The organism is Rhizobium sp. 2MFCol3.1 (assembly GCF_000377565.1).
Classification (GTDB): domain Bacteria; phylum Pseudomonadota; class Alphaproteobacteria; order Rhizobiales; family Rhizobiaceae; genus Rhizobium.
In genome coordinates this window covers 468,245-493,952 of record NZ_KB898356.1, presented here as the reverse complement: position 1 = coordinate 493,952, position 25,708 = coordinate 468,245, and the positions used below count along the sequence as shown (strand labels likewise).

The 25,708-nt window shown below is 62.7% G+C and carries 27 protein-coding genes; 13 read left to right on the top strand and 14 right to left on the bottom strand.

Annotated features, from left to right (window positions below; translation table 11 throughout):
* Positions 1–2 precede the first annotated feature (2 nt).
* Entirely contained in the window at positions 3–908 is a 906-nt protein-coding gene (locus D460_RS0111130) for a 4-(cytidine 5'-diphospho)-2-C-methyl-D-erythritol kinase (protein ID WP_018898625.1), read from the top strand.
* The gene (moaB, locus tag D460_RS0111125) at positions 895–1,440 is read left to right on the top strand and encodes a molybdenum cofactor biosynthesis protein B (protein WP_018898624.1); all 546 of its coding nucleotides are present in this window, start codon (positions 895–897) and stop codon (positions 1,438–1,440) included. Before D460_RS0111130 ends, moaB begins: the two co-directional genes overlap by 14 nt.
* Positions 1,441–1,444: 4 nt before the next feature.
* Here moaB and D460_RS0111120 read toward each other — a convergent pair whose 3' ends face one another.
* Positions 1,445–1,963: a glycosyl transferase gene (locus D460_RS0111120; RefSeq protein ID WP_026283027.1), complete on the bottom strand. Its 519-nt coding sequence runs from the start codon at positions 1,961–1,963 to the stop codon at positions 1,445–1,447.
* Positions 1,964–2,104: 141 nt separating this feature from the next.
* On the opposite strand from D460_RS0111120, the gene D460_RS0111115 reads away from it, so the two are divergent.
* On the top strand, positions 2,105–3,262 hold the full coding sequence (locus tag D460_RS0111115) for a PA0069 family radical SAM protein (protein ID WP_018898622.1): 1,158 nt from the start codon (positions 2,105–2,107) through the stop codon (positions 3,260–3,262).
* A 165-nt stretch (positions 3,263–3,427) separates the two neighbouring features.
* Entirely contained in the window at positions 3,428–4,099 is a 672-nt protein-coding gene (locus D460_RS0111105; RefSeq protein WP_026283026.1) for a ribonuclease HII, read from the top strand.
* Between the two features lie 100 nt (positions 4,100–4,199).
* Here D460_RS0111105 and D460_RS0111100 read toward each other — a convergent pair whose 3' ends face one another.
* The 11 genes from D460_RS0111100 to D460_RS0111040 all read right to left on the bottom strand — a co-directional run bounded on the left by D460_RS0111100 (position 4,200) and on the right by D460_RS0111040 (position 15,318).
* Positions 4,200–4,691, bottom strand: a complete 492-nt coding sequence (locus tag D460_RS0111100; protein WP_018898619.1) for a F0F1 ATP synthase subunit B — start codon at positions 4,689–4,691, stop codon at positions 4,200–4,202.
* Between the two features lie 3 nt (positions 4,692–4,694).
* Entirely contained in the window at positions 4,695–5,333 is a 639-nt protein-coding gene (locus tag D460_RS0111095; RefSeq protein WP_018898618.1) for a F0F1 ATP synthase subunit B, read from the bottom strand.
* 78 nt (positions 5,334–5,411) lie between these two features.
* Complete coding sequence (locus D460_RS0111090; RefSeq protein ID WP_015338972.1) at positions 5,412–5,639, bottom strand: F0F1 ATP synthase subunit C; 228 nt, start codon at positions 5,637–5,639, stop codon at positions 5,412–5,414.
* Between the two features lie 69 nt (positions 5,640–5,708).
* On the bottom strand, positions 5,709–6,461 hold the full coding sequence (locus D460_RS0111085; protein ID WP_018898617.1) for a F0F1 ATP synthase subunit A: 753 nt from the start codon (positions 6,459–6,461) through the stop codon (positions 5,709–5,711).
* 75 nt (positions 6,462–6,536) lie between these two features.
* A complete protein-coding gene (locus tag D460_RS0111080) occupies positions 6,537–6,881 on the bottom strand; it encodes a F0F1 ATP synthase assembly protein (RefSeq protein ID WP_018898616.1) in 345 nt (114 codons plus the stop codon).
* Between the two features lie 282 nt (positions 6,882–7,163).
* A complete protein-coding gene (locus tag D460_RS0111075; protein ID WP_018898615.1) occupies positions 7,164–8,240 on the bottom strand; it encodes a cell wall hydrolase in 1,077 nt (358 codons plus the stop codon).
* A 302-nt stretch (positions 8,241–8,542) separates the two neighbouring features.
* Complete coding sequence (locus tag D460_RS0111070) at positions 8,543–10,441, bottom strand: potassium transporter Kup (RefSeq protein ID WP_018898614.1); 1,899 nt, start codon at positions 10,439–10,441, stop codon at positions 8,543–8,545.
* An 18-nt stretch (positions 10,442–10,459) separates the two neighbouring features.
* Positions 10,460–11,437 (bottom strand): magnesium/cobalt transporter CorA, encoded by a 978-nt coding sequence (gene corA, locus D460_RS0111065; protein WP_018898613.1) that lies wholly within the window; start codon positions 11,435–11,437, stop codon positions 10,460–10,462.
* A gap of 417 nt (positions 11,438–11,854) precedes the next feature.
* A complete protein-coding gene (apbC, locus tag D460_RS0111050) occupies positions 11,855–13,021 on the bottom strand; it encodes an iron-sulfur cluster carrier protein ApbC (protein WP_018898610.1) in 1,167 nt (388 codons plus the stop codon).
* Between the two features lie 512 nt (positions 13,022–13,533).
* On the bottom strand, positions 13,534–14,265 hold the full coding sequence (locus D460_RS0111045) for an autoinducer binding domain-containing protein (RefSeq protein ID WP_026283024.1): 732 nt from the start codon (positions 14,263–14,265) through the stop codon (positions 13,534–13,536).
* Positions 14,266–14,505: 240 nt separating this feature from the next.
* A complete protein-coding gene (locus tag D460_RS0111040; protein ID WP_018898608.1) occupies positions 14,506–15,318 on the bottom strand; it encodes an IclR family transcriptional regulator in 813 nt (270 codons plus the stop codon).
* 96 nt (positions 15,319–15,414) lie between these two features.
* On the opposite strand from D460_RS0111040, the gene D460_RS0111035 reads away from it, so the two are divergent.
* From D460_RS0111035 to D460_RS0111010, 6 genes are all read left to right on the top strand, one after another.
* Positions 15,415–16,185 carry an SDR family oxidoreductase gene (locus D460_RS0111035; RefSeq protein WP_018898607.1) on the top strand — a complete coding sequence of 257 codons (771 nt, stop codon included), beginning with the start codon at positions 15,415–15,417 and terminating at the stop codon, positions 16,183–16,185.
* Positions 16,185–17,102: a 2-dehydro-3-deoxygalactonokinase gene (locus D460_RS0111030; RefSeq protein WP_018898606.1), complete on the top strand. Its 918-nt coding sequence runs from the start codon at positions 16,185–16,187 to the stop codon at positions 17,100–17,102. Before D460_RS0111035 ends, D460_RS0111030 begins: the two co-directional genes overlap by 1 nt.
* Before the next feature lie 24 nt (positions 17,103–17,126).
* Positions 17,127–17,759: a 2-dehydro-3-deoxy-6-phosphogalactonate aldolase gene (locus D460_RS0111025; RefSeq protein ID WP_018898605.1), complete on the top strand. Its 633-nt coding sequence runs from the start codon at positions 17,127–17,129 to the stop codon at positions 17,757–17,759.
* 4 nt (positions 17,760–17,763) lie between these two features.
* Positions 17,764–18,651, top strand: coding sequence for an SMP-30/gluconolactonase/LRE family protein (locus D460_RS0111020; protein WP_018898604.1), 888 nt, complete (start codon positions 17,764–17,766; stop codon positions 18,649–18,651).
* A 256-nt stretch (positions 18,652–18,907) separates the two neighbouring features.
* Positions 18,908–19,513: a PRC-barrel domain-containing protein gene (locus tag D460_RS0111015; protein WP_018898603.1), complete on the top strand. Its 606-nt coding sequence runs from the start codon at positions 18,908–18,910 to the stop codon at positions 19,511–19,513.
* Positions 19,514–19,601: 88 nt separating this feature from the next.
* Positions 19,602–19,832 (top strand): hypothetical protein, encoded by a 231-nt coding sequence (locus tag D460_RS0111010; RefSeq protein ID WP_155947725.1) that lies wholly within the window; start codon positions 19,602–19,604, stop codon positions 19,830–19,832.
* 10 nt (positions 19,833–19,842) lie between these two features.
* Here the strand turns inward: D460_RS0111010 and D460_RS0111005 are convergent, their stop codons facing one another.
* Both D460_RS0111005 and D460_RS0111000 read right to left on the bottom strand, forming a co-directional pair.
* Positions 19,843–21,201: an EAL domain-containing protein gene (locus D460_RS0111005; protein ID WP_018898601.1), complete on the bottom strand. Its 1,359-nt coding sequence runs from the start codon at positions 21,199–21,201 to the stop codon at positions 19,843–19,845.
* Between the two features lie 124 nt (positions 21,202–21,325).
* A complete protein-coding gene (locus D460_RS0111000; protein WP_018898600.1) occupies positions 21,326–23,044 on the bottom strand; it encodes a response regulator in 1,719 nt (572 codons plus the stop codon).
* A 180-nt stretch (positions 23,045–23,224) separates the two neighbouring features.
* Between D460_RS0111000 and mutL the strand changes: the two genes are divergently transcribed.
* The 3 genes from mutL to D460_RS0110985 all read left to right on the top strand — a co-directional run bounded on the left by mutL (position 23,225) and on the right by D460_RS0110985 (position 25,693).
* A complete protein-coding gene (gene mutL, locus D460_RS0110995; protein WP_018898599.1) occupies positions 23,225–25,105 on the top strand; it encodes a DNA mismatch repair endonuclease MutL in 1,881 nt (626 codons plus the stop codon).
* Positions 25,106–25,189: 84 nt separating this feature from the next.
* Entirely contained in the window at positions 25,190–25,420 is a 231-nt protein-coding gene (locus D460_RS0110990) for a DUF2093 domain-containing protein (RefSeq protein WP_018898598.1), read from the top strand.
* Between the two features lie 60 nt (positions 25,421–25,480).
* The gene (locus D460_RS0110985) at positions 25,481–25,693 is read left to right on the top strand and encodes a hypothetical protein (protein WP_018898597.1); all 213 of its coding nucleotides are present in this window, start codon (positions 25,481–25,483) and stop codon (positions 25,691–25,693) included.
* Positions 25,694–25,708 lie beyond the last annotated feature (15 nt).

Sequence of the window (25,708 nt, the reverse complement as noted above, 5' to 3'; positions counted from 1 at the left end):
CCATGGCTGACACAGGCTTCGCCGACGGCGTTGCGATCAGCGAGCATGCCTTTGCCAAGATCAATCTGGCCCTGCATGTGACGGGCCAGAGAGACGACGGCTATCATCTGCTCGAAATGCTGGTGACGTTCACGCGGTCGGGCGATCGGCTGGCCTTCGCGCCTGCCGATACCGACGAATTTCATATCTCCGGCCGCTTCGGCGACGCGCTTGCGGGAGATGGCGGCACCAATCTGGTGCTGAAGGCGCGCGATGCGCTGCGCGCGGTCGTGCTTGAGGCGGGTGGAGCGGCACCGCCCGTGAGTATCCACCTGCGCAAGGACCTGCCGATTGCCTCAGGCATCGGCGGCGGCTCGGCGGATGCGGCGGCGGCGCTACGCGGGCTGATGCGGTTGTGGGGCACTCCCTTGTCCGCCGCGACCATCGACGCCATCGCCATCAAGCTCGGCGCCGATGTGCCGATGTGTCTGGCGAGCCGGCCGCTGATTGCGCGCGGGATCGGCGAGCGGATCGAGACGGTGCGCGACCTGCCGGTTTTCCATATGGTGCTCGCCAATCCGCTCAATGGGGTTTTGACGCCGGACGTGTTCCGCCGGCTGGCGACGAAGACGAACGGCGCACTTGTGGTTGATCCGGGCCTTTCCTGGCTCGACGCGCTGCGCGGCATGCGCAACGATCTCGAACCGCCGGCGCGCGCCTTGCTGCCCGAGATCGCCGAGATTTCCGATATGCTCTCCGATCAAGGCGCGCTCTTCGTGCGGATGTCGGGATCGGGCGCGACGTGTTTCGGCATATTTGCAAGCGCGGACGAAGCGAAGGCCGCAGCGCGGGCGCTTCACGGCAAGCGGCCGGACTGGTATTTCGAGGCAACCGAAACATTGGCGGGAGACGATGATGACAGGCGTTGACGACACGCGTCCGTTCATTCCAGTGGGATTTGCCGTGCTGACGGTTTCAGACACGCGCACCACCGCAGACGATCGCTCCGGCGATACGCTGGCGGCGCGCATCTCGGAGGCCGGGCACCGGCTGATCGCACGCGCCATCGCGCCCGACGACCGGCAGGCGATCGCCGCGCAGGTGCAGGCCTGGACCGCGCAAGCGGATGTCGACGTGATCATCACCACCGGCGGAACCGGCTTTACCGGTCGCGACGTGACGCCCGAGGCGCTGGAGCCACTGTTCGACAAGCGCATGGATGGCTTTTCGGCTGTCTTCCACCGTATCTCGCAGGACAAGATCGGCACATCCACCGTGCAGTCGCGCGCGACGGCGGGGCTGATCGGCACCACCTTCGTCTTCGTGCTGCCGGGATCGCCCGGCGCCTGCAAGGACGCGTGGGACGGCATATTAAAGGCGCAGTTCGATTATCGCCACATGCCGTGCAATTTCGTGGAAATCATGCCCAGGCTCGACGAGCACCTGAAGCGCGGAGCTTAAGAGACTAGCCCCGCGCCGAACGCGCAACCCAAGACGGGATGAGCTCGGCCGATAGCTTGCGCAGCTTCTGCCCCTTGACGAATTCCGCCAGCTGCATGCCGCTGCGCGCCGTCGCCAGCGCATGTTTTTTCGGCAGCAGCAGGCCAAGCTCCAGCGGCGCCAGACGGCGCAGGCGCTGATAGAAAGGCCGGCGATAACCGCGCGAGGCGGTGAAGCGAGCGGGCAGCTTGTTCAGCGCCACATATTCGGCGATCTCGTCGATCCAGCCGCTCTGCGGGCGCGCGCCGGGCTCGACGAACAACAGCCATTCGCCGCGCGCCGAGCGCAGTATGTCCTTGATATCCCAATGCTGATGGAAGCGGCAGCCGGCGGCGTCCGCGACCTTGGACGAGCCATCGCGCGAGCCGTGGTCGAGCACCACCACGTCGCTCACCAGCCCCTCCACGGCACCAGCAACCAACACCGATAACGTCTGCGCCAGCTCAGGTTCCTGATCCCGGCATTCCAATACGACAGTCAACATTGCTCATTTATAGTGCGACGCACAAAACATTACCAGCGACAGTTTTCCAAATTTGTTCTTGCATTGTTCTCATTTCAGCGATAGGAATTTAATCACCAGAACGGATGGGGACGACGAGTCTTCCATCGACGGAGAAACCCGATGAACGAACAGTCCCTTGCAGGGCAGGCCGCATTCGCGCCTGCCAATACGGCGGATATTGCCGACGCGATGATCGTTTCTTCCGGCCTCAGGATCGAGGTCGACCGCCGGCGTGGCCGCGGTGCGGGGCTGAACCCGAGCGGGCGCTTCGAGCCACAGAGCCGCGAAGGCTTCGACGATGGCTGGCAGACGCTGGAAGAGTTGCCGCCGTTCAAGACCGAGGTGCAGATCGAAAAGCCGCGCACGGCAATCACCCGCAATGAATCGCCGGACATCCCCTTCGACCGTTCGATCAATCCCTATCGCGGCTGCGAGCACGGCTGCATCTATTGCTTCGCGCGGCCTACGCACGCCTATATGGGGCTCTCGGCGGGGCTCGATTTCGAAGCCAGGCTGTTTGCCAAACCGGATGCTGCCAAGCTTTTGGAGCGCGAGCTCGCAAAGCCGGGCTACAAGCCGCGGGTGATCGCCATCGGCACCAATACGGATCCGTACCAGCCGATCGAGAAGGAATGGCGCATAATGCGGGATATCCTCGAGGTGCTGGAGCGGGCAAACCATCCGGTCTCGATCGTCACCAAGTCGGCGCTCATCCTGCGCGACCTCGATATCCTCCAGCGCATGGCGGAAAAGAACCTGGTGCGCGCATCGCTGTCGGTGACGACGCTGGATCGCAAGCTGGCGCGGACGATGGAGCCGCGCGCCTCGACCCCGTCGAAGCGGCTCGATGCGCTGAAGGCGCTGAGCGACGCCGGCATCCGCACGTCTGTGATGATGGCGCCGGTCATTCCAGCGCTGAACGACCATGAGATCGAGCGCGTGCTGGATGCAGCGCATGCCGCCGGCGCCACGGAAGCGGGTTATGTGATCCTGCGTTTGCCACTGGAGGTGTCGCCACTGTTTCGCGACTGGCTGCTGCAGCACTATCCTGATCGTTACCGGCACGTCATGTCGCTGGTGCGCTCGATGCGCGGTGGCAAGGACTACGACGCCGATTTCAGCAAGCGCATGAAGGGCGCCGGTCCCTATGCGTGGCAGATCGCCCGGCGCTTCGAGATGGCCACGAAGCGGCTCGGCATGACCCGCCGCAGCATGCCTTTACGCGACGACCTGTTCGTGCCGCCCAATGGCAGCGGCGTGCAGCTGTCGCTGCTCTAGTTTTGCAGCATGTCGTTGTCGCAAAACCGCTGCACACTTTTGCGCGACATGCTCTGACATTCCCTTACGGACGGCTGACCCTGGCCTTCCGTTCTCAAGTCCCCGGCCCGCCGCCCTGATCCGGGGACTTGCAGGAAATCGGGTTGGCGTGCGAAGTTCAGCCGCATGAAACGTCGCACGCCACCCGATTCTCCCATGCTTTTCGAAGATGTCCCGCTGCTTCCAGATTTCCGGCTGGAGCTGAAGGCGCGCAAGGCCGGCCATTGGCCGGTTGCCGGCGCCGATGAGGCAGGGCGCGGGCCGCTGGCGGGGCCTGTCGTTGCCGCCGCCGTCATTCTCGATCCCAAGCGCATCCCCGATGGCCTGAACGATTCCAAGCAGCTTTCGGCGCAGAGACGGGAAGAGCTGTTCGAGCAGATCCTTGCCACCGCGACCGTCGCGATCGCCTCATCCAGCTCGCGCCGCATCGACGAAACCGATATCCGCAAGGCGAGCCTCGATGCCATGCGCCGCGCAATCCTCAGCCTCTCGATACCGGCAAGCTATGTGCTGACCGACGGGCTCGACGTGCCTCCCGGGCTTGATTGCCCCGGCCAGGCCGTCGTAAAGGGCGATGCCCGCTCCGTGTCAATCGCCGCCGCCTCCATCGTCGCTAAGGTCACGCGCGACCGGATGATGACCCGCGCCGACCTGATCTTCCCCGCCTATGGTTTCGCCGCGCATGCCGGCTACGGCACCGCGCGCCACCGCGCCGGCATCGACAGCCATGGCCCCTGCCCGCTGCATCGGATGAGCTTCGGGCGGCTCAAGCAGTTCCAGGTCACCGACGGCGAGTAAGCGACACCTCGGACGTCGTTTCAGCCGCTACCACGAACAACATCCCCAAAACGCAAAAAGCCCCGGCGAACCGGGGCTTTCAAATGCGATAGGACCGATCTCAGTTGAGGCGGGTCTTTACCTGGCCGAGGGCGTTGCCGAAGAGTTCGGACTGAACCTTGGCATCGGCCTTCTTGACGAGAACCGTTTCAGCGGCGGCGATGGCGAGGTCGACGGCTGCGGAACGAACCGCCTTCATCGCATCGGCTTCGGCCTGCTTGATCTTCGCTTCCGAAACCGCGGTGCGGTTGGCGACGAATTCCTCGGTCTTCTTCTTGGCTTCGGCGGTGAACATTTCCGCTTCGCGCTCGGCGGCTGCCAGGATATGGGCAGCTTCCGCTTCGGCTTCCTTGCGCTTGCGCTGATATTCGGCCAGCAGGTGCTGGGCTTCTTCACGCAGCCGCTTGGCTTCCGACAGCTCGTTGCGGATCTGATCGGCGCGGTCGTCGAGCGACGTCGCCATCATACCGGGAACCTTGAGGTAGACGACCAGCGCCAGGAACAGGACGAGACCGACGAATGCGAAGAATGTTGCGTCCAGTGCAAATTCCATCGATCAAGCTCCCTTCTTGGCCGCGGTAACGGCGGACGTGACTTCAGCCTTGGTGGCGGTGCCACCGATCAGCTGCTCGACGACGGCCTTTGCCGTTTCCTCGGCGATCGTGCCGACATCCGCGAATGCCTTCGCCTTGATATCGGCGATGTGGCCTTCCGCAGCCTTCAATTTTTCGCCCAGAGCGGCTTCGACCGCGCGGCGGTCGGCCTCGGCCTTGAGCTTGGCGGCGTCGCGCGCTGCCGTGCCGATTGCGTTCGACTTGGCGCGGGCTTCTGCGAGTTCGGCTTCGTAGGCAGCAACGTCTGCGTCTGCCTGCGCCTTCAGGCGTGCAGCCTCATCGAGGTCCTGGGCAATGCGCGTGTGGCGCTGCTCGAGGATACCGCCGATGCGCGGTGCAATGACCTTTTGCATGAGCACGAAGAAAATGACGAAGGTAATCGCCAGCCAGAGCAGCTGGGACGCATACGTCGAAGTATCGAAAGGCGGGAAAACGCCGCCATGGTGTTCGGCTGGCACGCCGGTCTCGGTATGAACCTCGCCTGCGGCCGGGGCAGCATGCGCGTCTGTACCGGTCGCTGCACCAGTTTCTGCGGTTCCCGCCGGGGCTTCTTCAGCGTAAGCCGGGGTCACAAAAAACATGCTCACCTCCAGGTGTACTGCAAATACAAAGGATCACGGCTCGCTGTTCGCAGGCCGTGATCCCTCAGTGCGCCGAAATTAAACGGCGAACAGCAGAAGGAGAGCGACGAGCAGCGAGAAGATGCCCAGAGCTTCCGTAACGGCGAAGCCGAATACCAGACGGCCGAACTGGCTGTCAGCGGCAGACGGGTTGCGCAGGGCGCCCGACAGGTAGCTGCCGAAGATGTTGCCGAGGCCGAGAGCCGTACCGGCCATACCAAAGCAAGCGAGGCCTGCACCGATGAATTTTGCTGCTTCCGCGTCCATGTTGTACTCCTTTGAAATGGTTGTTGCGGCGAATTGACTGACGCCCGCGGGCGTCAATGTCGGTATCCCTTAGTGGCCACCCGGATGGATCGCGTCGTTGAGGTACATGCAAGTCAGCACCGCAAAGACGTAAGCCTGGAGGAAGGCGACGAGGAACTCGAGACCCGTCAGGGCGACGGTCATGATGAGGGGAAGAACAGCGCCGCCGATACCAACAGCACCCATGGCTCCAAGCGAGGCAACGAAGCCCGCGAACACTTTAAGGGTGATGTGACCGGCCAGCATATTGGCGAAGAGACGAACGGAGAGCGAAATCGGACGCGACAGGAACGAGATGATTTCGATGGCGACGACCAGCGGCAGCAAGATGCCGGGAACGCCCTGAGGCACGAAGACATTCAGGAAGTGGAAGCCGTGTTTGTAGAAGCCGTAGACCAGAACCGTACCGATGACGAGCAGAGCGAGAGCAAAGGTGACGATGATCTGGCTGGTGATGGTGAAGAAGTATGGGAACATGCCGAGCAGGTTTGCGGTCAGCACGAACATGAAGAGCGAGAAGACCAGCGGGAAGAACTTCATCCCCTTGGATCCGGCGCCCTCTTTCAGCATTCCCGCGATGAACTCGTAGGACATTTCGGCGACCGACTGCGAGCGGCCCGGCACGATGGCGCGGTTCGACGTCGAGAAATAGAGGAAGCCGGCGGCCACGGCAGCGGAAGCCGCCATGAACAGCGAGGCGTTCGTAAACGAGAAATCAATCCCGCCGATTTCGATCGGCACAATCTTCTGGATCAGGAACTGATGAGTCGGATCGTTAGACACCGCTTGTTCTCTCTATATCTTATACCCGCACGAGACGGGATTATTGCACTGGATCGAACGCCTGAACGTTCCGCCCTATTTCCGGTCGCTTTCGCGCATATCGAGGTCAGGTTTCGCAACCTTGCCCGCAGCGCGCATCACGTTCAGCACGCCGGCACCAAATCCAAGAAGAAGAAGTACGATCAATCCCCAAGGCGCAGTGCCGACAAAACGGTCGAAGAGATAGCCCAGGACAGCGCCGACCACGACTGCGGAAATGAACTCGCTCGAAAGCTTCATCGCCTGGGCATAGCCCTTGCGGCTTACCTCGGCGCGGGCCTCGTCGGCCTCGTCCTTCCCCGCCTCGATGCGCTTGGTCGCGAGTTCCGCTCCCAGTTGCGCACGGCGCTTTTCCAGACTCTCCTCGCGGTCATCCGCCATCGTGCTCTCCTCCGCCTGCCGCCGTCCGCTACGCCGCTACCCCGGTTTACCGGACAACGACCCCAAGGCTGAAGAACCTTCCGGCCCGCTTTGAAGTCGCGCGCAACATAGTTTTAGCAAAATCCATAGTCAAGGCGTAGCAGGCCGATGTCCAGCCATAAAATAAGCGATCAAAAACATATGGTTAGATCGATACGGGCGGGTTGTGGCGGAATCGGGGGAAAGAATCCGAGGGCTGACGCGGCAATAAGGCGCGAAAACGCGCCTTTTACCGGGTTTTTGTCAGCTCCAGCCGCCGCCATAGGTGCGGTAGAAGACGTGCAGACCGATGCGGCCGACCTTTTCCATGGTCTTTGCCCATTTCGGGCGGACATAGACGGCGTGGTAGTGGGTTGCGGAGCCAACCTGGGGAAGCCAGATGCGGCCGGCGGTGACCGCCATCGCCACATCGCGAGCGATTCTCCAATGGGCCTGCGAGTTCACGCGGTCCTTGATGTTGTCGCAGGCGAAGGAGAACTGGCAGCGGTTGCGCCAATCCTCGTTCTGGTAGACGACGCCGCAGATGGTCTTCGGATAGGCCGGATTGCGCACGCGGTTGAGGATCACCTGGGCGACGGCCGCCTGGCCCTTCACGGTTTCACCGCGCGCCTCGAAATAGATACCTGACGCCAGGCACTGCTGCTCGGCCGGCGAGAAGACGCTGGCCGGTAGGATGCTGGCAGCCCAGGCGTGATCCTTCGGGCCGATCTGCGGCACGAAGCGGCCGTTGTCGGCCTTCTCCGTCAAGATCGAATCGAAGGGGGACTGGCGAGCATAATCGGGAGCGGCGGGGGCGAAGGCGGTTGCCAGCACGTCGGACTTGTTGCTGGTGACGAGATCGGCCAGCATCGGCGAGATGTCGGCTGCGGGCTTCGGCGGCTGCTTGCGATAGAAATTGGTGGCGATCTCGATTTCCTTGCCGCGGATCTTCGGCTTCACGAAGGCCGACTTGTCCTTCAGGTTGAAGGTCGGCTGAAACAGAAGACGGGTGCGCTGCAGGATCGAGCCGGCGGAAAAATCCTTCGGCGGCTGCACGCGCTCGACGGCGACCACCCTACCCTTCTTGGTGGCGCGGTTGACGCGGTCTTCATCGGGCGTGTCTTCGTGGCCCTTGTTCTCCGCAGTGAAGGCGACCTTGCGGCCATCGGGCAGCACCATGCCGGCGCCGGATGCGATGGCGCCGGTGACATCGGGATCGGCGAAGGCGAGCTCGGCCTGGTGGATGGAGCCGGCGGGAGAATTGGTCAGCACCATGCGCCAGTTCTCGCGACCCTGATCGAGGCCAGCCAGCAGAGCGGCCAGATCGGCATGCGAGGCCATGGTGGGAAACGCCAGCCACGCGCAGACGCCGAAGAGCGCGGGGGAACTCCATCTTTGCAGCAAGGGGCGCAGCTTATCGAAGCGGCGCGACGCACCAGGGGTGCGTGATTTGCCAGGGACACGACTATTTCGACGCAACACCAGACTCCGGCATGGGACGCATGAACATGCCGATAAAAATGTCTCATTAACCTTGATGCTTGGTTAATACGCCGCCCTCAATTGATACAGCATTTGCTTATAGACACTGAAACGCAAAAGCCCGGCGCGAGGGCCGGGCTTTCGAGGGATGGGCGGCGCCGTCAGATGATGACGTGCGAGCCGAGCTCGACCACGCGGTTGGCCGGCAGGCGGAAGTAATCCGACGGGTTGGCGGCGGCGTTGGCGAGCGCGATGTAAAGGCGGTCCTGCCAATAGGGCATGCCCGACTTCGCGTCCGGCACCAGCTTGCGGCGGCCGAGATAGAAGGAGGTCGACATGATGTCGAACTTCAGGCCGGTCTTGCGCAAGGTCGCCAGCGCCTGCGAGACGTTCTGCGATTCCATGAAGCCGAACAGAAGCTCGACGCGCGAGAAGCGCTCGGAAATCTGCTCGACCTTGTAGCGATCGGCGCTCGGCACGCGCGGCTTGTTGACCGTGCGGATCGTCAGGATCACGTTCTTGTCGTGCAGGACGTGGTTGTGCTTCAGATTGTGAAGCAGTGCCGCGGGTGCGGATTCCGGATCGCTGGTGAGGAAGATCGCGGTTCCCGGGACATGGGCCGGCGAGTGATCACTCTTGCGCTCGATCGAGGAGATGAACGAGGCCAGCGGAATATCCGTGTGGCGGGTCTTTTCCATCAGAAGCGCCGAGCCGCGACGCCATGTCCACATGACGACGACGAAGGCGGTGGCGATGAGGACAGGAATATAGCCGCCATCGTGGATCTTGATGAGGTTGGCGCCGAGGAAGATCATTTCCAGCACGAAGAGCGGAGCCAGCACGGCGGTCGCCGTCAGCACCGACCAGTTCCAGCGGACGCGCACGAACTCGAAGGCCATGATGGAGGTCACGACCATGGCGCCGGTGACGGAGATACCATAGGCCGTGGACAGCGAATCCGACGAACCGAAGGAGATGACCAGGAAGATCACGCCCAGGAACAATAGCAGATTGACCGACGGCACGAAGATCTGCCCGGTGTTGGTCTCCGAGGTGAAGAGGATTTCCATGCGCGGCAGGAAGCCGAGGTTGATCGCCTGGCGGATCAGCGAGAACGCGCCGGTGATAACCGCCTGGCTGGCGATGATGGTGGCGGCGGTGGCGAGGATAACGGCCGGCAGCAGCGCCCACTTCGGGAACATCAGGTAGAAGGGATCCGACATGGCATGCGGGTTGCCGAGCACCAGCGCGCCCTGGCCGAGATAGTTCAGCGTCAGCGCCGGGAAGACCAGCACGAACCACGCCCACTGGATCGGACGGCGGCCGAAATGGCCGAGGTCGGCGTAAAGCGCTTCGGCGCCCGTCAAGGTCAGGAACACGGCGCCAAGCACGATCACCCCGAAGAAGCCCTCATGCATGAGGAAGCTCACGGCATAATAGGGGTTGAAGGCGGCGAGGATGCCGAAATCATCCGAGATGTGCGAGATGCCGACAACGGCGAGCACAATGAACCAGAGCGCGGTGATCGGCCCGAAATAGCGCGCCATCGTTCCTGTGCCGCGCGACTGCACGGCAAAGAGCACGGCGAGAATGGCGACCGAGATCGGCACGATATAGCTGCTCAGCTGCGGCGCGACGAGCTTCAGACCTTCGACGGCCGACAGAACCGACAGCGCCGGCGTGATCATCGCATCGCCGAGGAAGAGTGCGGCGCCGACGAGGCCGAGCATCATCAAAAGCGCGGTGTGGCCGTTGGCGGTCTTCAGCAGAAGCGCCAGCAGCGACAGCGTGCCGCCCTCGCCTTCGTTGTCGGCGCGCAAGAGAAGCAGGACGTATTTGATTGTGACGATGATGGTCAGCGCCCAGATCATCAGCGAGACGACGCTGATGACCTCGAAACGGGTGAGGCCATCGGCGGCGACGGGCTTCAGCGCTTCGCGAAACGCGTAAAGCGGGCTGGTACCGATATCACCGTAGACGACGCCGACAGAGCCCAGCGCAAGATAGAAGAGCTTGCGCGGGCTCATGTTCTGGTCGTGTGAATGGCTGTCTGCGGACATGAAACAAAAACAGGCTCTTCAGAGCCAGCCTTTCCAACGGAAGAAGAAGAAGGGGATTACGGCGGAAACCAGCATCAACCCGAGCGAATAGGGATAGCCCTGGGCGAAATGCAGTTCCGGCATGAATTCAAAATTCATACCATAGATGGAGGCGACCAGCGTCGGCGGCAAGAAGACCACCGATGCGATCGAGAAAATCTTGATGATCGAGTTCTGCTCGATGTTGATCAGACCCAGCGATGCATCGAGCAGGAAGGTGATGTTGCCGGCGATATAGGACGAGTGCTCGTTCAGCGACTGGATATCGCGCGAGACGGTGCGGCACAGTTCCTTGGTGGCACGGTCCTGCTGGACGGCAGGGACATTGTAGAAGAAGGTCATCAGCCGCGACATGGAGGCCAGGCTGTCGCGCACCTTGCTGACGAGACGCTGATGGGCGGCGATATCGCGCAGCTTCTCCTCGAGATAGTTCGAGGGCTTGCGGACCTTCTTGGCGCGATCGCCGAAGACGTGGGTCGACAGTATATCGATGCGGGCGACCGAGATTTCGAGAATCTCGGCGGTGCGATCGATGATGGTCTCGAACAGCTTGGCCAGCAGCGAGGCGCCATTGCGCCAGTGGGCGGGAATGCGATGCAGGGCCGCGATGAAGAGCGCGAAGGACTTGGGCTGCGCGTAGCGGATGGTGATCAGGCGCTTGCCAGCGAGGATGAAGGCAACATCCGTCAGGACGGGCGCATCGGTCTCGGCCTTCCAGACCAGCGAGGCAGTCATGAAGACGGCGTCGCCTTCGGTATAGAGACGGGCTGAGGGCTCGATGTCCTTCAGGTCCTCGCGGGTCGGCACCTCGATGCCGAGCGCCTTCTCGACATAGGCCTCTTCCTCGCGCGTCGGCTCGATCATGTCGATCCAGACGATATCGTCGCGCATGGTCTCGACCTTGGTGAGATCACCGAGCTCGACCGATTGGCAATTGGAGCAGTAGGCAGTGATCACCGGGCGCGTCTCCCGTGATCCAGGGCTGTGAGGGCCATCGCCGTTCGCATCAAAAAACCTTCCGCGAAGCGCCAGAAAAAGCGGCGCTCAAGCTGCAAGTCTTCGAGATTAACGAAAGCGGCTGAAGAATGTTCATCAATATCCCGTCATAGCCGGCCGAAGCTCGGGTATGCACTATGCTCAACCGCATCGCAGTCACCAATCCTTCGATCGACAAGAGAACTCCGAACATGCAGCTGGCATTCGCCGCTGCAGGGCTGGCTATCATCGAGCATTCGCACACGCCGCCCTCATGGCGACGGCGCGCCATATGACGGAAACCCACGCAAGAATCAAGACATCTTACGTGAACTGCGTTGTTTGATCACATTTTGCCCGCAATTGGGAGTCTAGCCGCACGCCCTGAAACGGCACACTTTACTCGAATACGATAGCGGGAGCGGCACGCTGCGGCTTCTGCTCGAGCTGCGCCCAGACCTTGGCGGCGATGTCGCGATAGATGCCGGCGACGATGCCGTTCGGCTCGCTGGCGACCAGCGGAGTGCCGGCGTCGGAGGCTTCGCGGATGTTGATCGTCAGCGGCACTTCGCCGAGGAAGGGCACGCCGATGCGCTCGGCTTCGGCGCGGGCCCCGCCATGGCCGAAGATATCGTAGCGCGCGCCGGTATCGGGGGCGATGAAGTAGCTCATGTTCTCGACGATGCCGAGAACCGGCACTTCCACCTTTTTGAACATGTTCAGCCCCTTGCGGGCATCGATGAGCGCCAGGTCCTGCGGTGTCGAGACGATGACGGCGCCGGCGAGCGGCACCTGCTGGGCCATGGTCAGCTGCGCGTCGCCGGTGCCGGGCGGCATGTCGACGACGAGAACGTCGAGCTCGCCCCAGGCGACTTCGCGCAGCATCTGCATCAGAGCCGACTGCACCATCGGGCCGCGCCAGATCATCGCGGTTTCCTCATCGACGAGGAAGCCCATCGACATGACCTTGAGGCCGTAATTCTCCATGGGATTGATGATGCGGCCATCGGTCTGTGTCGGGCGGCCGGAAATCTGCAGGAGGCGCGGCATGGACGGGCCGTAAATATCGGCGTCGAGAATGCCGACGCGCAGGCCGTTTGCCTGCAGGCCGAGCGCGAGGTTGACCGACGTGGTGGACTTGCCGACACCGCCCTTGCCGGAGGCGACCGCGACGATGGCGCCGATCCCAGGCACGCCGATCTTGCCGGCACGCTGCTGCGGCTGCGCGTGTGCGTGGCCTTCATGACCATGGCCGGCATGGCCATGGCCAGCCTGCGGCGGCGTGCGGGAGGCGGCAGCGCCCGAGGGCGCGCCCTTCTTGTCGGCCGTCAGCGCGACCAGGGCGCCCTTGACGCCGGGCATTTCCTTGATGACGCGCTCGGCGGCGAGCCGCAGCGGCTCCAGCTCCTTGGCGCGCTCGGCGGGGACGGTAATGGAGAAGTAAACCTTGCCATCCGAGATGAACACATCGGAGACCATGCCGAGCTCGACAATGTTATGCTCGAGATCGGGGCCGCGCACCGTTGCCAGCGTTTCCAGCACCTGTTCCTTGGTGACTTCAGTCATATCGTCCTCACACCCTTATCTGGCTCTGTAGATAGAGGAGCGCGAAGTGATCGCCAAACAAAATCGGTGACGATCAATAGCCGGGAACGAGGGGAGTTTCCAAAGGAGACCGCTGAGCCATCAAGTCCGCCGGGCTTTCGCCCTGATGGCACAACGGTCACCCAAGTGGATAAGGGGTTTCTAGGGCGTCAGATCTGAAAGACCAGTCAGAATTGAGGGAAAAATGCATGAGCCCGCGCTTATAGGCCGGGAGGCGTATCCCAAAAACAACAAACCGCCGCTCGATGTCCAGCGCACTAGGCTGCCGGGATCGAGCGGCGGGTTGAAGGTCGCGCCTTTAATATGGCGTCTTTGCCAAGTCCCCTCTGGACCGCTGACAATCAGGAAGCAGAAAGCGTGCCAATTCGAAATGGCGCCGAATCTGGCCCTATCCGCAGCGAACGAGGCTGGATTGCCGGCGCCCTGGCGCAATTTTTAGGCTGCCGCGACAATAGCGCACAGTATTTGGGCAGCTACTTGATCAGGCCGATGCGCAACGCCTTGGCAACGGCCTGCGTGCGATTGACCGTGTCGAGCTTCTTGGTGGCGCGGTTGAGGTAGTGATTGACCGTATGCTCGGACAGGCCAAGGATGTCGGCGATCTCAACGCTCGTCTTGCCGGCAGCGGTCCAGTTGAGACAATCGATCTCGCGGTCGGTCAGGGCATCGACCACCCGGTTGTCGAGCGCGCGGATCTCGGCCAGCCTGTCGAAGACATGCGTCGAGATATAATGAAGCTCCAGCATCTCCTCGGGCGCGAAGGGCTCGCGATCGCCGGAGAAGGAGACCGCGCCGCGGGCGCCGGAGGGATCATGCGTCGGGAAATAGGCGCAGCGCATCATGCGGAAGCGCTCGAACAGGGCCATGACAATACCCGACTTGCCGTCCGATCGATCCAGCTTCGCTTTCGACAGGTCGTTGAAGAACGGCACTGTCGATGAGCGCAGCTTGCCCATGACGGGACTGTTGGTCAGCAGCGCCTCATGATCATAGGCCGACAGAAGCTCGGCCGGCCAGTTGGTGATGACGGTGTTGCTCTGCAGATCGCGTGCGGTGGCCGAGGGAAGATTGAGCACCATGAAGGCGCGAACCCGGTAGGCTTCCGTCAGCCTCTTCATGAAACGAAAGATATCGAACTGGGTGTTTAATCCCGATACCTCATTTACGTATACGTTCACGGAAGTCTGGTGCGGCAAAGGGTTCATGGTGACATCAGCTCAAAAAATCAGAAACGTGGTAAGCGGCATGCTTGGATCGCACGCCGACGGCAGCATCGCCGTCAATATAGCCTACGGCACTACACCCCAGGACTTGGGGTTGACAACTGGCAATTGTGATGATTCTTCACAAAATCACAATATGCCTACACCGTGAAAATAGGCATATTTCTGTACGAAAGGTGATGGACCGTCTCCAGATTTGACAATTGTCAAATTGGCAGGGTGTCAGCGGCGCGGGCCAAGGCCGATCCGCATGCCGCTCATGATGCTTTCGGCGGCCCGGCGGACGGGCAGCGCCCACTCCTCCAAGCGCTCGAATGTCAGCCGATAGGCCGGTCCGGTGACGGAAACACCCCCGACGAAAGAAAGGTCCTCGGAGTAGACGGGTGCCGCCACACAGCGGATGCCGACCTCGTGTTCCTCGCGGTCGAAGGCATTGCCCGAGTGGCGGATGTCGCTGATCTCGCGGCGCAGCGTTTCCGGCGTCAACGTGTGCTCCGTGAATCGCTGGAACGAGACGCTTGATATGATCGCGTCCAACCGCTCGTCCGGCAGCGCCGAGAGCGCCGCCTTGCCGACACCGGTGCAATAGATGGGCGAGGCATTGCCGATCTGCGAATACATCCGGACGGGCTGGCTGCCCTCGACCTTGTCGAGATAGATAACGGATGCACCGCGCAGGACACCGAGATGCACGGTCTCGCCAGTCAGCTGCTGCAGGGCGTTCAGATGCGGCTCGGCGATCAGCCGGAATTCGTTGCGCGCCCAGCTGCGCGAGGCGAGATCGAGAAGGCGCAGGCCAGGTGCATAGCGGCCGTCGGCCAGCACTTCCAAGAGGCCTTCCTCGGTGAGATGGCCAAGCTGGCGATGCAGCGTGCCACGCGGCTGGCCGGCGACCGCGAGAATGTCGGTGAAACGCATCGGGCTGTCGGCGTGCGTGACGATATCGAGCAGCACCATCAGCTTGCCGAGCGTGCCGGTCTCACGTTTGTCCGCAGACTCATTTTTATCCATGATGTCGCCATCAGTCGCGCTCATGCTGGTCCTCATGCCTTGACAGAGACCCAAGGCTAATCCGATAATTCCATATAGTCAAATTGAGTTCTGAATAATGGAACTATCGGGAGGATAGTGGTGGCGGAGCTTGGAGCGCAATATCCCGAATTCAGGGACCGAAGCGTGGTGGTGACGGGCGGCGGCTCCGGGATCGGTGCCGCCATCGTCGAGGGGTTCGCGCGCCAGGGCGCCAAGGTCTCCTTCATCGATATCGCCGAGGACGAGAGCCACGCGCTGGTCGACCGCCTGTCGCGCGACAGCCTGCACCCGGTGCGCTTCCACCATGCGGATCTCCGCGATGTCGCGGCGATCCGTGCGACCATCGAGGCGATCGTCGCCCATTCCGGCCCGATCGGCGTGCTCGTCAACAATGCGGCGCGCGACGACCGGCATGATTTCGATGAGGTGACGCCCGAATACTGGGACAACAATCAGGCGACCAATCTGCGGCACGTGTTCTTCGCGGCGCAGGCGGTGGCGCCATCGATGCGCGAGGCCGGCGGCGGGGCGATCATCAACATGTCGTCTATAGCCTTCATGCTCAACATGCCCGACTTCCCGGCCTACACGACGGCGAAGGCGGCGATCATCGGGCTGACGAAGAGCCTGGCGGGCAAGCTCGGACCCGACAATATCCGCGTCAACTGCATCCTGCCGGGCATGATCGTAACCGAGCGGCAGATGAAGCTGTGGCTCACCGAAGAGGGCATTGCCGGGATGATCGAGCGGCAGTGCATCAAACGCGTTTTGCAGGCCGACGCCATTGTCGGGCCCTGCCTGTTTCTAGCATCCGACGGCGCCTCCGCAGTGACGGCGCAGTCCCTTATTGTCGATGGAGGCATTTTCTGATGGCAACACCCCGATATATCGCGGTCGACTGGGGCACGAGCAGCTTCCGGCTGTGGCTGATCGGCAGCGATGGCAGCGTGCTGAATGAAAGCCGCAGCGATGAGGGCATGACGACGGCGGCCAAAACCGGCTTCGCCGAGGTGCTGGCCAAGCATCTGGCCAAGGTCGAAGCGCCCGCCGATATTCCCGCCATCGTCTGCGGCATGGCCGGTGCCAAGCAGGGCTGGGTCGAGGCCGGTTATGTCGACGTGCCCACGTCGCTTTCGGCGATCCTGACCGGGGCCGTGCCTGTGCCCGGCCAGAGCCGCGACATCCGCATCCTGCCGGGCCTTGCCCAACGCGACCGGGCATCGCCCGACGTGATGCGCGGCGAAGAGACCCAGCTGCTCGGCGCGCTCGGCCCTGACAGTACCGGCGCGCAGGCCGTCTGCATGCCCGGAACGCATTCCAAATGGGTGCATGTGCAGGAGGGTGAGGTCATCGGCTTCTCCACCTTCATGACAGGCGAGCTGTTCGACGCGATCACCAAGCACACGATCCTGTCGCATGCGGTTGCCGGAGCCGAGCAATCGCCGGCCGACAACTCCGCCTTCAAGGCATCGGTCTCGACCGCCTTCCGCCAGCCGCAGATGGCGACCAACCTGTTGTTCACCGCCCGCTCCGGCCAGCTGCTGCACGGCATGACCGCTTCGGCGGCGCAGGCGCGGATTTCGGGCACGCTAATCGGCCTGGAGATTTCCGGCGCGCTGGCCGACGCGGCCAACGACACGCCGATCGCGCTCGTCGCCTCCGGCCGCCTGCAGAAGCTTTACGAGACCGCCTTCAAGGCGCTCTCGCTCAACGTCACGACCATCGATGCCGATACGGCGGTGCTTGCCGGCCTTTCGGCCGCCGCAAACGCCATCTGGCCCAACTAAGCCCAATCAAGAAAGAACAGAGCGATGAACCGCATCCCCTTCCCCGCCATGAAGCGCCCGCTGATCGCCATCCTGCGTGGGATCAAGCCCGAGGAGACCGAAGGCGTCGTCGGCGCGCTGATCGAAAACGGCCTGACCGCGATCGAGATCCCGCTGAACTCGCCAGAGCCGTTCAAGTCGATCGAGATCGCCGCCAAGATGGCGCCCGCCGACGTGCTGATCGGTGCCGGCACCGTTCTGACCACCGAGGCGGTGGATAATCTCCACAACGCCGGCGGCAAGCTGCTGGTGACGCCGAACGTCGAGCCAGACGTGATCATCCGCGCCCGCGACTACGGCATGGTGACGATGCCCGGCGTCTTCACCCCCACGGAAGCGCTTGCCGCGGCGCGCGCCGGCGCCACGGGGCTGAAGTTTTTCCCGGCCAGCGTGCTTGGCCCCTCCGGCATCACGGCTATCCGCGCCATCCTGCCGCCGGAGCTGACGATCGCGGCTGTCGGCGGCGTCTCCGACAAGAATTTCGCCGAATACACCAAGGCCGGAATCCTGGCCTTCGGTCTCGGCACGAGCATCTACAAGCCGGGAATGACTGTCGCTGAGGTTGCCGAGCGCGCCAAGGCAACCATTTACGCATACGACGCAGCAGTGGGAGCTTGAGCGTATGACCGACATTCATGAGTTCGCGGGGCGGACTTTGTCGAGCACCAATTCGGTGCTGGGCGAAGGACCGACCTACGATCCCGATACCAATACCATCTGGTGGTTCAACATTCTCGGCAAGGAATTGCACGAGCTGAACCTCTCGACCGAAGAGAAGAAGGTGCACGCGCTGCCTGTCATGGCGAGCGTGCTGGCGCGGATCGATGACAAGCGGCAGCTGCTCGCGACCGAGCAGGGCCTGTTCGTACGCGATATCGAAAGCGGCGGCCTGACATTTTACGCGGCACTCGAAAACGACCGGCCGGAAAACCGATCCAACGACGGGCGCATGCATCCCTCGGGCAGCCTGTGGATCAGCACGATGAGCAAGCGGGCCGAAACCCAGGCCGGCGCGATCTATCATGTGGCACGCGGCAAGGTGACGAAGCTCTTCGGTGGCATCACCATTCCAAACTCGATCTGCTTTTCGCCCGATGGCTCGGTCGGCTATTTCACCGATACGCATCTCAGCCGGCTGATGCGGGTGATGGTCGATCGCGAGACCGGCCTGCCGACCGGCGAGCCGATCGTGCTTGTCGACAGCATGGAGGAAGATGGCGGGATCGACGGCTCCGTGGTCGATGCCGACGGCTATATCTGGAACGCGCGCTGGGGCGCCGGCACCGTCGATCGCTATAGCCCCGATGGCCTGCGCATCGCCCGCTACAAGGTGCCCGCGGCACAGCCCTCCTGCCCTGCCTTCATCGGCCCGGATGCGGACCGGCTGGCGGTCACCACCGCCTGGGAAGGCCTCGACGACGCAGCCCGCGCCAACCAGCCGGATGCCGGGGCCCTGCTTGAGCTCGGCGTCAGTGTCCGCGGCGTATTCGACGCGGCCTATATTCTCTAAGGCATCCTCCAGGATGTGTTTTAAAGGGCGTCCCTCGGGGCGCCCTTTTGCGTTGCGAGCGAGCGATGATCTTGCACCCGCGCAGTCCCGGCGCCTGAAAAGTTCCGAAAATTCCGTCAGTTTCTGCGTGTATTTTTCTGGGAACCATTAGCCAACCCATTCATTTACTTCACGAACCGGCCGAGCTGATACAGCTCTCGCTAGAAGAGAAAAGCTTGGCCAGAGATCACCCAAGGACACTGAAAGTAGGTACGATATGACACGCAAACTTCTCACCACCGTTGCCGCTGGCGCCCTGTTTGCCACGGCCTTCGCACCGGTCGCTTTCTCGCAGAGCGCGACCCAGCCGGCCTCGCCGAGCGCACCGTCCATGTCGGCACCGGCCGACCCGGCAGCGCCGAAGCCGGATGCCATGAAGCCGGCAGGTGATGCCGCACAGGCGACCGCACCGGCTGCCACCACCGATACCGCACAGGCGGGCGGCGGCACTTATCTGACGGAGCAGTCCGCGGATCAGGTCAGCGCCAACACCTATATCGGTCAGGCCGTCTATAACGGCACGAACGAAAGCATCGGTAACGTCAACGACCTGATCATGAAGAAGGATGGCGGCCTCGTCGCAGCCGTGATCGGTGTCGGCGGCTTCCTTGGCATCGGCGAAAAGAACGTCGCCGTGCCGATGGACAAGATCACCGTGGCCCAGAACACGACGGATGGCAGCGTCAAGCTGACGACCTCGGAAACGGCCGAAACGCTGAAGGCAGCGCCGGAATTCAAGACGCTGCAGATGCAGTCGGCCGAAAAGGCCCCGGCTCCGGGTGCGATGGACAACACCGCAACCGGCTCCACGACAGCCAAGTAAACACTGCATCGTTAGTCGCAGTGCATGCGTAACCGATGGCGTCCGAGAGGGCGCCATCGGCTTTTGTGGTATGTGGAGTTCGTTGCGGTTGAGTTGCAGAGGTGGCACAATCGGCGGCATGGAACATCGCGCCGCCAAAGCCATCACTGATGACATGCGTTCGACGCTGAACACAGTGCTCGGACAGCTGGCGCGTATCGACAGCAAGCTCGATTCCAAACCCGATCAGGGCTGGATCATCAATGTGGTCTGCAGCATTCTCGGCGTCGTGCTCGCCGCAATCGCGGCCACCGCAGGCCTCTTCACGCTGATCAAGTAAAGACCGGCGCTTACGCCATCGCCCGTTCGCCGGTATCGTATTCGTTCTCGTGCAGGAACCTCAGCGTCGCGATGGCGTCGGCCGGCTTGCCGAAATAGTAGCCCTGCCCCATGCCGCAGCCGAGCATGCGCAGTTTCGCAGCTTCCGAGTAATCCTCGATCCCTTCAGCGACGACTTCAAGATCGAGGCCTTCGCACATGGTCAGGATCGCCTTGATGATGTGCTCCGAAGCGCGGTCGGAATTGATGCGCGAGACGAAGGCGCGGTCGATCTTGATCTTGTCGAACATGAAGTCGCGCAGGCGGCCGAGGCTGGACTGGCCGGTGCCGAAGTCATCCAGCGAGATGCGCACGCCGGCCTGGCGCAGGTCGGCGATGATGCGGTTGGCGGTGTCGGCCGAGCCCATCACGGCGGTCTCGGTGATCTCGAGTTCGAGACGGTGCGGATCGAAGCCGACGCGGCCGAGGATCGACAGCACGTTGGCGCTGGTGCCAGGGTCCATCAGCTGCGCGGATGAGAGGTTGAAGGACAGGAACATTTCGCGCGGCCAGGAGAGTGCCGCTTCGGCCGCCTTGCGCAACAGCGCTTCCGAGAGCGCATCGATGAAGCCGCGTTCTTCGGCGAGCGGCACGAAGACGCCTGGCGAGACGAAGCCGAGATCCGGGTCGTTCCAGCGCGCCAACGCCTCGAAGCCGAGGACCTGGCTGGTGGCGAGTGAGACGATCGGCTGGAAATGCACGTCGATGGCATCGGAGATGATGGCGTTTCGAAGCGCCTGCTCGAGCTGCGTGGCGCGCTTCATCTCCTGCGCGATCTCGCGCGAATAGACGGTGATCTGGCTGCGGCCGCGGCGCTTGGAGCGATAGAGCGCGGTCTCGGCGCTCTTCAAGAGTTCCTCGAACTCCTCGCCCGCGAAGGGATAGATGGCGAAGCCGAAGGAGGCCGAGAGGCGGACGTTGCGGTCGCCGAGATCGTAGGGCGCCGACAGGACCTCGCGGATCATCTGGCCGAACTTTTCGGCGCTGGCGCGCTCGAAAACCAGCGGCAGGACGAAGGCGAATTCATCTCCATCATGGCGCGTGACGACGGCGCCATCGGGAATGCAGGCTTTCAGGCGGTGGGCGACCTGGCAGAGAATTTCGTCGCCGGCGGCCGAGCCGAAGAGGTCGTTGATCGGCTTGAAGCTATCGAGATTGGCGATGCCGATGGTAAATGGTGCCGGATCGTCGGCGCGTTCGGCCGAGATCTGGGCGATACGGTCGCGCATGCGATAGCGGTTTCCGAGCCCGGTCAGCGGGTCGGTATAGGCCATCGTCTGAAGCTCGTTCTGGCTTACCGGTGCCAATGGCATATCCGCCAACATCATCATTCTGATCCAGAGCTTCCCCAATACCCGGCAGAATGGCGGGCAAGTCTTAAAAATTCGATATTCGACAACCCTGGATCATCGTGAATTGCCTCCCAAGAATTGGGGAGTTGACCGCAATCAACGCTTAAAGAGAGGCCCGCTGTGCTTCCGGCTGCATGAATTTCTGGAAGACCGTTTCCAGAATATCCGGACTGACGGGCTTCATGATCACGTCGTCCATGCCGGCATTGGCGCATTCGGCGCGGTCACGCTCGAAGGCCTGGGTGAGTACACCGATGATGGGGGTGCGGGGTCCATCGCCTTCCACCTGGCGGATCAGGCGGGCGGCCTCGAAACCGTTGAAGCCGGGCAACGAGATGTCCATCAGCACGATCTTCGGCCGGTATTCCGTCCACATCCTCACGGCTTCGTCGCCGGTGGCGGCGATGCGGTAGCGGTAGCCGAGGCCTTCGAGGATCTGCGAGAAGACGATCTGGTTGATATCGTTGTCTTCGGCCACCAGCACATCGAGCTCAAGCTGGTCGTCCGACGTGGTGATCTCCCAGTCGCTATCGATCCGGTCGGCCATGGCGCCGCGATTGTTGCGGTTGAAATGACGGGCGATCTGGAAGGTGAGTTCGGTGGAAATCTGGAAACCATCCATGACCAGCGACGAGATGCCGTACTGCTCGGCAAGTTCCAGGCAGCGCATGCCCATCTGGTTGTCGATGATGACGAGATCGAGCGAAAGGCCGGCCGACGAGGCGATCTCCAGGAACTGCTCCTGCTCGTCCTCATTGCGCACCGAGCATGCCTCGAAGCCATATTTGGCCAGCGTTCGAAGCGCCGCGGTCTCGGCGGCGATATCGCCCGTGACGACGAGGATGCGGCGGCCGGAGAAATTCTCGGGCACGATGGCTTCCATGGCGGCCGGCTCGCGACGCTCGCTGCCGCCATCCATCGGAACATAGGCGCGGCGATAGCTGCTCTTGGCCGATGTCGTGACGCTCGATGCCTTTTCGAATTCCTCGAGATCGCCGCCCTCGCGCGGCAGGTCCTGCATGGTCGAGACCAGGAAATAGCGTCCCGGCTTGCCGATGCGGTGCTTGCGCGAGATGATTTCGCGCTCCGAGCCGTCGCGGGCGATCTGGCGCTGGCGCACGACCGACATTTCGCCGGTTTCGAGAACATGGCGGTCGCTTTCCTCGAAGCGGGCGGCAACTTCGGGCGAGAAGAGTTCCGTGCTCTTGCGGCCCAGCACCTCATCGGCCGTCGTCTGGTACTTCTCGCAGAAGGCGACGTTGACGGCGACGTAAGTGAGGTTGCGGTCCTTGACGAAGAGCGGGAATGGCAGGTTGTCGAGAATATCCTCGGTGAGCTGCACGCGCTCGAGATCGAGACGCCACTGCTCCTCGCGCTTCTTCACTTCCGAGATATCGGAGATGACGCAGACGCCATAGCCATTGGCGAGCCGGCGCTTCTGGAAACCGACCCAGCAATCGTTGCCGTAGCGCTCGACCGCTTCGTAGCGCTCGCGCCAGTGCGTGGCGATCTTCTGCGACAACCAATCCTCGCGGCTGAGCGCGCCCTGCTTGCCGGCCGAACGGCTGCGGATACCGGTCTCGTAGACGGCGCCGAGGAAATCGCGAAGCCGCGTTCCGGGCTGCAAGAGATCGGCACAGATCGGGAAGAAATCGAGCACCTGCCGGCTGCCGAAGACGATGTGATCGGTCTTGTCATAGACGATGAAGGCGGAGGACAGGCTTTCGCAGACCGCGTCGAACAGCGCCGACTGGAGGCCAGCAGCGGTCTCAACCGCGCCCTCCTGCGGGGCTGTGTCCGCTTGATCGCGACCGGCACTCATACTTACGCGTCCTACATCTGTCCGAATGGATTGTATTCTCGGCGGGGTACTATCGGCAAAATGCCAGTTTTGTCTTAAGGCGTGCTTAACATTAAGCAGCGGAATCCTAGGGTCTGGACAAGCCCCAAGATCGTCGTTTTCACCCTTCCCTATCCCCGTCGAATCCGCGAAAATGGCGGCATGTCGATCAAGCAGCTTTCCGAAACGCTCATCAACCAAATCGCCGCCGGCGAGGTCATCGAACGGCCGGCCAGTGCCGCCAAGGAATTGATCGAGAATGCGCTCGACGCGGGGGCGACGCGCATCGAGATCGCCACATCAGGCGGTGGCAAGAGCCTGCTGCGCGTTACCGACAACGGTTCGGGCATGGACGAGCGCGATCTGGAGCTTGCGGTGCGCCGGCATTGCACCTCGAAGATCACCGATACACTCGACGATATCAGCACGCTCGGCTTTCGCGGCGAGGCACTGCCCTCGATCGGCTCGGTGGCGCGGCTGACGATTTCGAGCCGCCGCCGCGACAGCGATGGCGGGGCGGAGATTTCGGTGGCCGGCGGCAAACTGCAGCATCTCAGGCCCTCGGCGCTCAACCCCGGCACCATCGTCGAGGTGCGCGACCTGTTCTTCGCGACGCCGGCGCGGCTCAAGTTCTTGAAGACAGAAAAGGCGGAGGCGGCCGCGATCACCGAGATCGTCAAGCGCATGGCAATCGCCTTCCCGCAGGTGCGCTTCGTGCTCTCGGGCACCGACCGCACGACGCTGGAATTTCCGGCGACCGGCGAGGACCATCTGGCGCGCATGGCGCAGATCCTCGGCAAGGATTTCCGCGACAACGCGATCGAGATCAATGCCGAGCGCGAGGATGTGACGCTGACGGGCTTTGCCGGCGTACCGACCTTCAATCGCGGCAACGCGGCGCATCAGTATGCTTTCGTCAACGGCCGGCCGGTGCAGGACAAGCTGGTGCTTTCGGCAATCCGCGGCGCCTATGCCGAGACGATCCCCTCGGGGCGCTACGCGGTGGCGGTACTGTCGATCGGGCTCGACCCGGCGCTTGTCGACGTCAATGTGCATCCGGCCAAGTCCGACGTGCGCTTCCGCGATCCGCAGCTGGTGCGCGGGCTGATCGTCGGCGCGATCCGCGAGGCGCTGGCGCGCGACGGCAGCCGGGCGGCAACCACAGGTGCCGACGGCATGCTGCGCGCCTTCCGCCCCGGCTTCCAGCCGAACGGCTACCGTCCGCAGCAACAACCCCAACAACCATGGAGCGCCGAGACCTCGCCGTCACGGCCGTTCTCCGCCGCCCCTGTCGGCTCGTCCGCCTATTCCCCGTCCTATCAACGCCCTGTCGGTAATGGCTTCGGTGAGCGGCCGCAGGCTTCGTTCGATGGGCTGACAATGCCGGCGGCGCGGGCCGAGACTGCGCAGACCTCGTCCTGGACGGCGCCGTCGCCCGCAGCCGAAGCCGAGGCGCCGTCGCGGTTTCCGCTTGGGGCGGCGCGCGCGCAGTTGCACGAGAACTATATCGTGGCGCAGACAGAGACAGGTCTCGTGATCGTCGATCAGCACGCGGCGCATGAGCGGCTGGTGTTCGAGGCGATGCGCAAGGCGCTGCACTCCAAGAGATTGGCCTCGCAGGTGCTTCTGATCCCCGAAATCATCGACCTGCCGGAAGAGGATTGCGACCGGCTGATGCAGTTTTCATCCGAATTCGGCGAGCTCGGGCTTGGTATCGAGCGCTTCGGGCCGGGGGCGATTGCGGTGCGCGAGACGCCGGCGATGCTGGGCGAGGTCGATGCATCCGGGCTGATCCGGCAGCTGGCCGACGAGATCGCCGAATGGGACACGGCCTCGGGGCTTTCGGCCAAGCTCGAATATGTGGCGGCGACCATGGCCTGCCACGGATCGGTGCGCTCGGGACGGCGGCTGCGGCCGGAGGAGATGAACGCGCTGCTCAGGCAGATGGAGGTGACGCCGGGCTCCGGGCAGTGCAATCACGGCCGGCCGACCTATATCGAGCTCAAGCTTTCCGACATCGAGCGGCTGTTCGGCCGGAGCTGAAAACGCTGGCAATGGCGGCTGTGGCGGGTTATGGCAATCCGATGACGGCCTCGTTTTGAGGATTGGCTTTAAGGATTGGAGCGCATGAACTTGTTTGAAGGAAACGGAAACCGCGAAGCGAAGATACGCTATCTCGATGCGGATTTTCAGATCCTGTCGCCGGGTTCCTACGTCGTCTGCGCCATGACGGGCAAGCAGATCCCGCTCGACGAACTGCGCTACTGGAGCGTCGCCCGCCAGGAGCCCTATGCCGACGCCATCTCCTCCTTCGAGGCCGACAAGCGCGCCGGCGTGTTGCCGAACCAGAAGCGCTAGCCGCAAGCCTGACCGCTTTGGCGGGACGGCGGAAACCGCGCCTCGGCCATGGAGAAAACAATGATCAAGATCCTCGCATTGCTGCACAGCGCCGTCGGCCGGGATTGGCAGACCCCTCCCAAGGAGATGGGGCTGAAAACGCTCTATGAGGCCGAAGCGCAGGGCTTCGTCGAAATCCGCGGCGAATTCCAGAAGCGGCAATTCCGCCTGACGCCGATGGGCTTCCAGACCGTCGAGCGCGACCGCCGGCGCCTGGAAGCGCGCAAGAGCTAAACCGGCTCGCCGCGA